This window comes from Clostridium hydrogenum (assembly GCF_021432385.1).
GTDB lineage: Bacteria > Bacillota > Clostridia > Clostridiales > Clostridiaceae > Clostridium_S > Clostridium_S hydrogenum.
This window is the reverse complement of record NZ_JAEACT010000002.1, coordinates 682,241-694,967: the sequence shown is the minus strand read 5'-3', so window position 1 is coordinate 694,967 and position 12,727 is coordinate 682,241. Positions and strand designations below refer to the sequence as shown.

9 protein-coding genes are annotated in these 12,727 nt (G+C 30.3%); 8 read left to right on the top strand and 1 reads right to left on the bottom strand.

Going from position 1 to position 12,727, the window contains the following annotated elements; all coding sequences use genetic code 11:
* Positions 1-12: 12 nt before the first annotated feature.
* From CUEA01_RS03225 to CUEA01_RS03195, 7 genes are all read left to right on the top strand, one after another.
* Positions 13-1,707, top strand: a complete 1,695-nt coding sequence (locus CUEA01_RS03225; RefSeq protein ID WP_234117998.1) for a methyl-accepting chemotaxis protein — start codon at positions 13-15, stop codon at positions 1,705-1,707.
* Positions 1,708-1,934: 227 nt separating this feature from the next.
* On the top strand, positions 1,935-2,750 hold the full coding sequence (locus CUEA01_RS03220) for a CheR family methyltransferase (RefSeq protein ID WP_234117996.1): 816 nt from the start codon (positions 1,935-1,937) through the stop codon (positions 2,748-2,750).
* A 5-nt stretch (positions 2,751-2,755) separates the two neighbouring features.
* On the top strand, positions 2,756-3,781 hold the full coding sequence (locus CUEA01_RS03215; RefSeq protein WP_234117994.1) for a protein-glutamate methylesterase/protein-glutamine glutaminase: 1,026 nt from the start codon (positions 2,756-2,758) through the stop codon (positions 3,779-3,781).
* 13 nt (positions 3,782-3,794) lie between these two features.
* Complete coding sequence (locus CUEA01_RS03210; protein WP_234117991.1) at positions 3,795-6,506, top strand: PAS domain-containing hybrid sensor histidine kinase/response regulator; 2,712 nt, start codon at positions 3,795-3,797, stop codon at positions 6,504-6,506.
* Between the two features lie 2 nt (positions 6,507-6,508).
* Positions 6,509-6,904: a response regulator gene (locus CUEA01_RS03205; RefSeq protein WP_234117988.1), complete on the top strand. Its 396-nt coding sequence runs from the start codon at positions 6,509-6,511 to the stop codon at positions 6,902-6,904.
* 483 nt (positions 6,905-7,387) lie between these two features.
* On the top strand, positions 7,388-8,560 hold the full coding sequence (locus tag CUEA01_RS03200; protein WP_234117986.1) for a sensor histidine kinase: 1,173 nt from the start codon (positions 7,388-7,390) through the stop codon (positions 8,558-8,560).
* A gap of 4 nt (positions 8,561-8,564) precedes the next feature.
* Complete coding sequence (locus tag CUEA01_RS03195; RefSeq protein ID WP_234117984.1) at positions 8,565-9,200, top strand: response regulator; 636 nt, start codon at positions 8,565-8,567, stop codon at positions 9,198-9,200.
* A gap of 623 nt (positions 9,201-9,823) precedes the next feature.
* Here the strand turns inward: CUEA01_RS03195 and CUEA01_RS03190 are convergent.
* Positions 9,824-11,170 carry an MATE family efflux transporter gene (locus CUEA01_RS03190; RefSeq protein ID WP_234117982.1) on the bottom strand — a complete coding sequence of 449 codons (1,347 nt, stop codon included), beginning with the start codon at positions 11,168-11,170 and terminating at the stop codon, positions 9,824-9,826.
* Between the two features lie 123 nt (positions 11,171-11,293).
* Here CUEA01_RS03190 and CUEA01_RS03185 point away from each other — a divergent pair, with 123 nt between their 5' ends.
* On the top strand, positions 11,294-12,652 hold the full coding sequence (locus tag CUEA01_RS03185) for an aminotransferase-like domain-containing protein (RefSeq protein ID WP_234117980.1): 1,359 nt from the start codon (positions 11,294-11,296) through the stop codon (positions 12,650-12,652).
* Positions 12,653-12,727 lie beyond the last annotated feature (75 nt).

The window sequence follows — 12,727 nt, the reverse complement described above, 5'->3', positions numbered from 1 at the left end:
AGGAGGACCTTTATGAGTGTTTTTAATAAATTTAAAATAAGGACAAGACTAATGCTTAGCTTTATAGTTGTTACACTAATATCTTTTGTAATTGGTATTTTGGGATATATATATATTAACAAAATAAATAACGCTAATACACTTATGTATGAAAAGAATGTGGTGGCACTAGATGAATTAGTTACTGTAACACAAGATTATGGAACTATACGTTCAGCTTTAAAGGATGTTGTTTTGTCAAATACACAAGCAGATATTGAGCAATATGAGACTAAAGTTAATACTTATAGCAATAATTTTGATAAAACTTTAGAAGAATTTAGGAGTCGTCTTGTAACAGAAAGTGGCAAAGAAGCTACAGATGAATTTCAAAAAAATAAAAATAATTATGTAGCAATTGCAAAAAAAGTTATTCAGTTGAGCAAAGAAAATAAAAAACAAGAAGCTATTAATATGTTACATTCTGATCTTAAAACGGCTCAAAATGATACGGAGGCATCACTTCAAAAGCTATCTAATGTGAAAGTTAGTAATGCTAAGGTTATATCTGACAATAACGATAAAAGTGCAGATGTAAGTGGAAAAATAACATTAGGTTTTGCAATACTTGGAGCTTTAATTGCAATTATTCTTGGGATATGCATTTCTAAATCTATAAACTCACCATTAAAAAAGCTTATAGAGGATGCAAATAAAATTGCAGATGGTGATTTAGATGTAAATGTTGAGGTGGCATCCAAAGATGAAATTGCAGAGCTTGCAATTGCGTTTCAGAAAATGTCTGATAATTTAAATGATGTATTAGGTAATATAAATACTTCTTCTAAGCAGGTTGCTATAGGTTCAAAGCAAGTATCAGATTCTAGTATGGTACTTTCTCAAGGGGCGGCTGAACAAGCTAGCTCAATTGAAGAGTTAACGGCATCGATTGAAGAAATATCAGCTCAAACTAGTCTTAATGCAGAACATGCAAATGAAGCAGATAGATTGTCAATAAAGGTTAAAGAAAATGCTGAAATTGGCGACACACAGATGAAAGAAATGCTTGTTAGCATGGAAGAAATAAATGCAGCTTCCTCAAGTATATATAAAATTATTAAAGTTATAGATGATATTGCTTTTCAAACCAATATACTTGCTTTAAATGCTGCTGTTGAAGCTGCAAGAGCTGGACAGCACGGTAAGGGTTTTGCAGTAGTCGCAGAAGAGGTTAGAAATTTGGCAGCTAGATCTTCAAGGGCAGCAGAAGAAACGACAGAAATGATAGAAGGTTCTATTAAAAAGGTTGAAAGTGGTACTAAGATTGCAAATGATACTGCTAAAGCTTTAGATGATATTGTTAATGGTGTTGGAAAAGTAACAGAACTTATTAAGCAAATATCACAGGCATCTTCAGAACAATCTTCAGCACTTCAACAAATAAATCAAGGGATAATGCAGGTTTCACAAGTTGTACAAGAAAATTCCGCAACAGCGGAGGAAAGTGCATCAGCTAGTGAAGAACTTGCAGGACAAGCACGACTTTTACAGGAGGAAGTTTCAAAATTTAAGTTAAATAAGCAAGGAAATACGAAGGCTTATAACAAGGAAAATGAAAAAATGAATCCTGAGGTTTTAAATATGCTTAAAAATATGAATAAAAGTAGTAACACAACTTCAAATTTTGAAAGTATAGACTTAAGTGATAAGGAATTTGGAAAATACTAAAAAACAGAGTACAAAGTACAGAGTACAGAGTACAATGAATGGTGATTTACCTTCCTCTCGTCAGGTAAATCTTAAAACTTAGATATTGTCATCTACTCTCTGCGCCATAAATGGCACAATTGCGTAAGTAATAAAAAATAAGTTATAAGATTTTCTGTAGTGAAACGGAAGAAAATCATCCTTCACTGTACTTTGTACTCTGTACTCTAAAAAAGGGTGGTTGAGATATGATGAGGATAACTGAAGGTGAATTTAGAAAATTAACTAAGTTTATTGAAGATAATTTTGGGATACACGTTAAGCAAGAAAAGAAAAATATATTAATAAGTAAATTAGAAAACACATTATATGAAAACGGATGCAGTAATTTCACAGAATATTATGAACAAATCAGTAGAGATAAAAGTGGAGACAAGGTAATAGAGTTCGTTAATAAAATCACTACTAATCATACATTTTTTATGAGAGAACCTGAGCATTTTTATTACTTTAGGGATATGGTTCTTCCGTATTTAAAAGGAAAAATAAAGGATAGGGATTTACGTGTATGGTGTGCAGCTTGTTCCTCTGGAGAAGAGGCATATACTTTGGCAATGATAATAGACGAATTTTTTGGTGATGAAAAAAGTTTGTGGGATAAAAAAATACTTGCTACAGATTTATCAACTAAAGTTTTGAATATTGCAAAGGCTGGAATATATAGTGAGGAAGGCATAAATGCATTACCAAGTCTATGGAAAATGAATTACTTAAAGAAAATTGATGAAAAAAATTATACTTTTACGGATAAAATTAAAAATGAAGTGATATATAGGAGGTTAAATCTCGTAGACTCTAGTTTTCCATTTAAAAAGAAATTCCATGTTATATTTTGCAGAAATGTGATGATTTATTTTGATAACAAAACGAAAGTGGATTTAATAAAAAAATTTTATGATTTAACAGAACCAGGAGGATACCTTTTTATAGGACATTCGGAGTCAATTAATAGAGAAGATACTCAGTATAAATATATTAGGCCATCTGTCTATAGAAAGGAATAGATATTATGAATAATAAAAAGATAAGAGTTTTGATTGTTGATGATAGTCTATTATCTAGGGAAATAATATCAATGGGAATTTCGTCTGCACCAAATATAGAGGTTGTTGCTAAGGCAGAAGATGCGTATGATGCTGCAGATAAAATTGTAAAATTTAAACCAGATATAATGACTTGTGATGTAGAAATGCCAAAAATGAATGGAATTGAGTTTATAAAAAGGCTGCTTCCGCAGTATTCAATTCCAATAATAGTAGTAAGTTCAGTAAGTGAAGTTGTATTTGATGCTATGGAGGCTGGGGCAGTTGATTTTGTAACAAAGCCAGATACAGAATCACCTAATAGTGTGGAAAGATTTATTAATGAGTTAATCAGAAAAATTAATATTGCAGCTAATGCAAATGTTATAAGTAAGCAAAAAGCAAAACAAAGTGTTATGGAAGGTAATAGGAAATTTAATACTGATGGTATCATTGCAATTGGGGCATCTACTGGTGGTACTGAGGCCATAGATAAAGTTTTAAGAGCATTGCCACAGAATATCCCTGGAATAGTAATTACGCAGCATATTCCACCACTATTTTCAACGATGTTTGCCAATAGACTTAATACTCAAACTAAGTTTAGAGTTAAGGAAGCAGAATCTGGCGACATAATAGAGTCTGGAACAGTCTTGATAGCACCTGGAAATAAGCATATGATTATTAAAAAAAGAGAAGACAAATATGTAGCACATGTATATGACGGAGACAAGGTTAATGGTCATTGCCCTTCTGTAGATATTTTGTTTCAGTCAGTTGCAAAGGAGGCTAATAATAAAGCTGTAGGTATTATACTTACAGGGATGGGGTATGATGGAGCGAAGGGTCTGCTTGCAATGAGGAGAAAAGGGGCTAGAACTATAGGTCAAGATGAAGAATCTTCTGTGGTATACGGTATGCCAAAGGTAGCATATGAAATTGGTGCAGTTGAAAGGCAAGCACCACTTATGAATATTCCACTGCTGTTATTATCTATGCTTAAGGCATATTAAGGAGTGTGATTGCATGGAAGAAGAAAATAAAAATATTAATAATACTAGTTTTATTAAGGAAACTTTATCAAGTATCGGTGATGGTGTAATTATCACTGATATAAATGGAAATATTAAATTTTCAAATCCAGCATCGGAAAAATTAACAGAATGGAGCTCAAAGGAGTTAGTGGGTAAAAATTTTAATAATGTATTTAAGTTTACAAATGAACATACAGATGAAATTGCTAAGAGCCCAATTAATTTAGCACTTGAAATAAAAAATTCTGTTGGACTACAAAAGAATACAATTTTAATAACCAAGAGTGGAGAAAAAAAGTATTTATCGGCAAATACTTCGCCTGTTAGAGATGAAAATGGTAATATAGATGGTGTCGTGATAGTTTTTAGGGATATATCCAGAATAATGAAATTAGAAAAGGAAATGGAAGACGAAAGGAATAATTTAAAACTTATATTTTATTCTACTTTTGTAGGTATGGTTTTACTTGATCCAGGCAAAAAAATAACAATGATTAATGATGCTGCTTTAGCTTTATTTCGAGTAGGAAGAGAAAAAGTTATAAATCAAAAAATCGGAAAAGCTTTTTGTTGTAAGGGAATATTAGGTGACAGTGAAGAATGCGGTTTTGGATACAATTGCAGTATGTGTAAGTTAAATAACGCAATTGATCTTGCACTTAATGGCAAACAAACTTTAAATAGTGAATGCAGAAAGATATTTATTTTTAACAATAGAGAAGTTGAAATGTACCTTAGCATAAGTGTAACGAATATTATGATTAATGGTTTAAATCATGTTGTTATGTCAATTGTTGATGTAACTGCAAGAAAGAAAAATGAAATGTTCTTAGAAAAGCTTAAGGACTTTTATGAAAGAATATTTGAACACTTGCCAACAATTGTTTGTAAGACAGATGCTAATGGCAATATTATGTATGTAAATAGAGCATGGGAGGAATTTATAGGTAAGTCAAAAGAAGAATGCATAGGACTTAGTTTTATAAATTTTTTACATAAAGATGATGAGTATAAAGTGAGTAAGCTTAATTTGGGCAATGAAGAAAACAGTTCTGGTTTAGAGTTTGAAGTTCGTTGTTTGCATGAGGGTAGGGAATATCACTGGATGCAGGTTGAATATAAGCCATTTTATGATATAGAAGGTAACTTTGATGGATACATAATAGCAAGTATTGATATAAATGAAAGAAAAAAGGCCAAAGAGGCAGCGGAAAATGCAAATAAGGCTAAGAGTGAGTTTTTAGCAAATATGAGTCATGAAATAAGGACACCACTAAATGGAATCATTGGTATGATAGATTTAACACTACTTACAAAATTAAGTAGTGAACAAGAGGACAATCTAAAAACAGCTAAAATTTGTGCTGACTCCTTATTAAATGTTATAAATGATGTTTTAGATTTCTCAAAGATAGAGGCAGGAAAGCTTATAATTGAAAATATTACATTTAGTATAAAAAAATTAATGGAGGACACTACAAAGGCGCACAAGCTCCAAGCTAAAAACAAGGGCCTTAATTTTATATGTGAATGTTCTAATGAAATACCAGAATACATTATTGGTGATCCTATGAGATTACGACAAGTTCTTAATAACTTAATTAACAATGCAATCAAGTTTACTGAAAATGGTAAAGTAGAAATAAAAGTTGATCTACTTAAATTGAAAAATAAAAATATAAAGTTAAAGTTTTCTGTTTCAGATACTGGGATAGGAATAAGTTCAGGGGATAGAGACAAGCTATTTAAAAGTTTTAGTCAAGTAGATGGCTCTATTACAAGGAAATTTGGAGGAAGTGGGCTAGGATTAGCCTTGTGCAAGAAATTAGTTAACAAAATGAATGGAGAAATATATGTTGAAAGTGCAGTAGAAAGTGGAAGTGTATTTTATTTTATAATTGAATTTGAAATTGGTGATAAGCCTATTGAAAATAATAATCGAGAATATAAAATAGTAAAAACTGAAGAAGTAGTAAGCATACTTATTGCTGAGGATGATAATGTAAATAGAACAGTGCTTTCACGTATAATTAAAGAAAAAGGTTATTTTGTTGATACGGCTAGAGATGGTTTGGAAGCATTAGAGTTATTTAACAAAAATCAATATGATTTAATTCTTATGGATATTCAAATGCCATTAATTGATGGAGTTGAGGCTACTAAAAGAATAAGGAGGCTTGAAGGAAAAGGAACGCATATCCCAATTGTTGCTATAACCGCATTTGCACTTCGTGGAGACAGGGAGCGATTTATTTCAATGGGCATGGATGATTATATTGCCAAGCCAGTTAAAATTGAAAATTTGTTAGATACCATAGAAAGAAATTTATCTAAAAGTAAGAATAGTAATATGTTTAATGAAAAGGCTGTGGTTACTGAAAATGGTGATATTGTTTTTACACATAAGAGGCGAAGATTGTCAGATAAAGAGTTAGAGAATATTTTAGAAAAGATATCTGAAAAAATAAAAAAGCTTACTAAGGTAATAGAAAGCAATGACTTGGAGCAAGTAGAATTAATTGCGCATGATATAAAGGGGATTTTTAATGAAATTGATGCTATTGAAATGAAGGATAGAGCCTTTAAAATAGAATTAGCTGCAAGACGGGAAAATTTAAAAGAAGCAACCGTATATGTCATGAAAGCGGCCTATGAATTTGAGGTTTATAAAAAATTGTTAAATTTAGAGTTAAGGAAGGGATGAAAATGTTGAAAATTTTAATTGCTGAAGATGATTTTGCGAGTCGTAAATTTTTAAGTAAGTTTCTTTCAACCTATGGAGAATGTGACTTAGTTGTGGATGGGCTTGAAGCTATAGACGCGTATATGCTTGCTATGAGAGAAAAGAAACCATATGATTTAATTTGTTTAGATATAATGATGCCTAAGATTGATGGAGTTAAGGTATTGAAGGTTATTCGTGATTTAGAAACTCAAAACGGAGTAATTCCAGAAAGTCGAGCAAAGATAATAATGGTTACAGCATTAGGGGAAACGGATTTGGTTAAGAGTGCTTTTGAGTTTGGCTGTGAAGCTTATGCTTCTAAACCGATAGATACGGAAAAGTTTATTGAAGTAATGAAGAAGTTAGAGATTATTTAAATATTGCGAATGAAGGTGTAGTGCAAAATCAAATAACATGGGACAGGTACATTAAAAATAATGTGGTCTACGAGTATCTCGAAATCTTAAATAAAATTAATAAAACTAAGTGGCAAATTTTTTGAAAACTTAAGAACTTACAATAACTCGCTGAGAAGCTGCTCAGACAATTGAAAGTTCTAAAGTTTTCAAAAAATTCCCCACTAAGTTTTATACAATTTTATTTAAAATATTTCTTCGACACTCGTATACCACATCATTTTTTTAATGCACCTGTCCCATGTTATTTTGATAGCTTGACTACATCCTTATTTCTGTGAAATGTTTAAATAAATTGATTAGTTAATATACTAATTAGCACTTTTTAGCATATTCGCAATAAAAATTTTTTTAGTGCTACAGTTCTATTAATTTTATGATATTATGAGTTTGATACAAATTAATTTTCGTAGTTGAAATGGTTTATGTATAGAGGGGTAGCTTATGAATGCTAAAATAGAAAATTATTTAATTATAATTGCATATGTTATATTGACGATTGCTCTTTTTACTTGTGCTGTTGAAAATATTGAGAGCCCGTGGATAGTCATTTTTATAAGCCTTGGGATAATTGCAATATTTACTTTAAGACAAATTGTAATAGCAAAAAATATGTATAATAAAATTTACTATGTATATATATGTGTACAGGTAGTTTTGATTTTTATATTAAGTTTAGTAAGCAGTGGTACCTGGTTTATACTTTTTTATTTTGTAATAATATATGATTTTATCTTTGAAAAAGAAGGCTTTAGCTTTATATTCTTTGCAATTTTATGTTATTGTTTAAGCTTGGTAGGTAGCTATTGTAATGTTAATGAAAGTGAAGTATTAAATTTTTATAGTTTAGCATTTTATAATTTAGTTTTATTTTCATTTACTACTACAATTGTGTATTTACTAAAGTACATATGTAGGACAAATGATAAGCTTCAAATCGCTAAAAATCAGCTTAGTATAAAAAATATAGAATTAAGGCAATATATTGAGAATATGAGACAAGCTTATGAAAAAAATGAAGATTATTTAGTTCTTAATGAAAGAAATAAGTTTGCAAGAGAGATTCATGATACGGTTGGACACACACTTACTACAGCACTTGTTGAAATGGAAGCAAGTAAGGTGCTTATGGAGAAAAGTGAACAGGAGGCGGAGATAAAATTAGATTCTGCCTTGGAACAAGTGAGAAGGGGACTTAAGGAAGTTAGAACTTCTGTTAGGGCGCTAGGTGAGGCTAAAATAGATTATTACAATGAAGTCATTGAATTAATAAAAAATTCTATTCTTCATGCAGATGTTGCAATACGTTACGATATAGATGATTTTAGCAATGAAAATGAAATAACTAAAAGATGTATTTTTAGGGCTCTTCAGGAAGGGATAACAAATGGCATAAGGCATGGAGCTGCAACAGCTTTTTTATTTAAGCTTAAATATGATAAAAACTTTTTAAGGTTTTCTCTTGAGAATAATGGAAAAGGTATGACACAAATTCAAAAAGGTTTTGGACTTAAGGCAATGGAAGAAAGAGTTAGAGAAGCAAATGGAGTGTTAAATATTATTACAGATATTGATGAGGGCTTTAATATATATATAAATTTTAAGTTAAGGGGATAAGGGTATGATTAAGGTTATTGTAGTTGATGATCAAAGTTTAATGTGTGATGGACTTGAAGTTATTATAAATTCATTTTCAGGTATTGAAGTACTAGCCTGCGCTGAAAATGGAGAAGAGGCATTGAAATTAGTAGAAAAGCTTAAGCCAGATCTTGTGATTATGGATATAAGGATGCCTGTTATGGATGGAGTTACTGCATCAAAAATAATTAAAGACAAATATCCAGAAGTAAAAATCCTCCTTTTAACTACCTTTGATGATGAGGATTATATAATAAATGCAATGAGTTACGGTGTATCTGGTTATATATTTAAAGATATTGAAAAGGAAAAGTTAAATAAGGCAATAGTTGATTGTGTAAACGGAACTTTTATTATGCCAAGCAAAGTTGCGGAGGTTCTTGCTAGGAAGGCAGTAAGTGGAAGTAGTCATGCTAAAAAGGAAAATAGTCTTCCTCTTACTGAAAGAGAAATGGAAATTGCCCTCATGATAGCCGATGGCTTTACAAATAGGCAGATAGCTTCTGCGTTATACATAAGTGATGGCACAGTAAAAAATTATGTTAGCAATATATACAGTAAACTTGGAATAAAGGATAGAACCAAGCTTGCCATATATATTAAAAGTGTTGTGAAATAAGTGTATTGCAGGATATTAAATAAAATTAATAAATCTAAGGCAAAAAACTTTAAAAGCCTAAGAAGTTTCAATAACTCGCTGAAAGCATGCTCAGACAATTGAAACATATAAGGTTTTTAAAGTTTTTTACCTAAGATTTATAAAATTTTATTTAAATCATCCTACAACACACTTATTTCGCAATGCACATGGCTTTAAAGGTAAAAATTCCTCCGTGCCTACGGAATTTTAGGCTAGTGCAGAAGTTTAAATTTTTTACTAGAGAATATGTTAAAAGAGGATAATTGGTATATTAACTAATCAAATTATTTAAACATTGCACAGAAATAAAGATGTAGTAAAATTATCAAAATAACATGGTACAGGTACATTAAAAAAATGATGTGGTATACGAGTGTCGAGGAAATATTTAAATAAAATTGTATAAAACTTAGTGGGAAATTTTTTGAAAACTTTAGAACTTTCAATTGTTTGAGCATCCTTTCAGCGAGTTATTGAAAGTTCTTAAGTTTTCGGGAAATTTGCTACTTAGTTTTATTAATTTTATTTAAGATTTCGAGATACTCGTAGACCACATCATTTTTAATGTACCTGTACCATGTTATTTGATTTTGCACTACACTTTAATTCGCAATGTTTATAGTTTTCCACTTGCCTTTAACAAATCTTATAGACACAAGTGTTAGCATGAAGAAGGTGAAAATTAACAAGTCTATCCAAACCCAGTATAGCTTTAGACTTAATATTACACACAATATATATGGCAGTGCAATATAAAATATAAATGGAACAGTCATAAAAATAATCATCATAAAAACAGTATCTCCAGTAGACTTTAAGATGTTGCTTATTATAATTTGAGTAGTATCAAATATAAGCCATATAGATGTTATTTTTATAAGAGGAATAGTATAGGTTAGTATTTCTTTACTGTTACCACTATTAAAAATTGAAATTAATGTATCAGGGAAAATATTAAACAATAGAATCAGAAATACATTGAATAAAAAGCCTAAGATAAGTCCGTTCTTTAGAATTTTTTGTACATTGTGAATTCTTCCTGCGCCAATTTCATTTCCAACTATAATACTTATCGCAATTCCAATTCCTTGAACAGGTAATACTGAGATGCTTTCTATGGTGAAGGCTATATTTGCGCAGGATAAATTAAGTTCTCCTGTTTTTCCGATTATAAGAAGTAAGAGTGTAAAATAGCCTGTGCCAACAAAAGTTTGTATTCCCGAGGGAAGTCCAAAATGTAAAAGTTTCAAGATTAAAGTTTTATCTAGCTTAAGGTTTGAGAAGAGCTTATATTTATATTTTAGAGCTTTTTCATTTATTAAGACCAAGTATATAAGCACACCAATAAAACAGCTTAAAAGTGTTGATAAACCTGAACCTAATATACCACCAAGTTTAGGACAGCCAAATTTGCCAAAGATAAAAACATAATCAAGAACTATATTAATTATGTTAGAGGTAACACCAACAAATAGGGGGACTTTAGTATTATTTATTCCTTTAAAAAAGTTGGATAAACCAGTAGATAAGATCTGAAAGCAACTTGAAAATATAATTAAATAGAAGAACTGTTTTTCATACTTTAAAAGTAATCCATGATGTCCCATTAGTTCAAAGATACTTGAAGCAGCAGGTGAGATTATTATTAATATTAGGGAAAATACAATACTTAGGTATATAGAGTTCCACAAGGTTTTGGCACAATTATCATAATTTTCGGCACCATAATATTGTGCAACAAGAGCAGCACCAAAACCAACAATCCCTATAAATATGCTTGAAATAGTTGTAGCTAAGTTACTTGCTGGTACAACTGCAGCAAATTCAGCAAGACTAGATTTTGAAACAAAAGCCCTATCGATAAAAGTCATTATATTAAGTGAAAACATTGATAATATTATTGGGTAAGTAGTTTTTACAATATTTTTTAGTGAAATTTTATTTTGCAAGTTAATACACCTCCGAAAATTATATACATTGAAAAATGAGTACAGTTATAGTATATTTTGTATAAATAAAGTACACAATTAGCATAATGCAAAAGTGTATCGGTACAGAATGGTGGGTTTCAAATGAGATATATTGATATAGTGGAGTATATTAAAAACCAAGTTTCTTTAGGAAATATAAAAACTGGTGAAAAGATGCCCTCAATAAGGGATTTATGCGAAAAATTTAAGTGCACAAAATCAACAGCAGTTAGGGCTTACTATGAATTGAAAAATCAAAATATAGTTTATGCCGTACCTAATAGTGGGTACTATTTATTAGATAAGCTTCAGGAAGAAGTTAAAAATGACACCATAATAGATTTTGCAGGGACAGCTCTTGAAATTAGTTCATTACCTTATGGTGAATTTCAAACTTTTATAAGTAAAGCTATTGATAAATATAAAGATAAGCTTTTTTATTACACAAACCCGCAAGGGTTACAATCTTTAATTAAAGTTATGCAAAAGCAATTACAAAATAATCAAGTGTTTTCAGAATGCGAAAATATATTTATCACGACAGGTTCACAGCAAACGCTAAATATATTAAGTAGGATGCCATTCCCAAATGGTAAAAACAATGTAGTAATTGAACAGCCAACTTATGATGGCATGATGAAGTGTTTAGAACAAAATAATGTAACTACAATTGGGGTAAATAGAAATTTTAATGGATTAGATTTTGAAAGGTTAGAAAATATTTTTAGAAATAATAATGTAAAGTTTTTTTATACGGTATCTAGGTTTAGTAACCCCTTAGGACTTAGTTATACTAAGGAAGAAAAGAAGAAATTAGTTTCACTTGCAGAGAAATATGATGTTTATATTGTTGAAGATGATTATCTTGGAGATATTGAAAGTGATATAAAATCAGATCCGATATTTTCTTTCGATACAAGTTCTAAGGTAGTATACGTAAAAACTTTCTCTAAGGTAATGTTACCAGGCTTAAGAGTAGCAGTTACGGTATTACCAAGTATTTTATGTAATACTTTTTTAGCTTATAAAACTTGGATGGACATAAATACACCAGTGCTTTCACAAGGTGCACTTGAATTATATATTGAAAGCGGGATGTTTAACATACATGTAAAAAAGATAAGAGATATGTATTTAAGCAGAATGAATTATTTAAAAGATATTGTAGGAAATAATAATTCTTCAGCAGTGAAATGGCATATTCCAAGTAATGGTGGATTTTATGCTGGTTTAGAAATTTTAAATGAAAATAAGAGCAGAGCAGTGGTAAATAATTTATTAAAGAAAAATATATTAGTATCTAATTTTGAAAGATTTTACTTAAATGAGTTCTTAGAAAGCAAACTGCTTAGAGTCAGTGTTGCTAATGCTGATTATAAAAAGCTTGAAATTGGTGTTGACGAGCTTATAGGTGAGATAGAGAAGGTTAGTATTTTCAATGAATATGTTTTTAGGGGGTAGCTTAAATATTACCGCAGTCATATATGATTTATGACTGCGGCTACTTTTTTATATGCTATATTTTTAGTATTATTT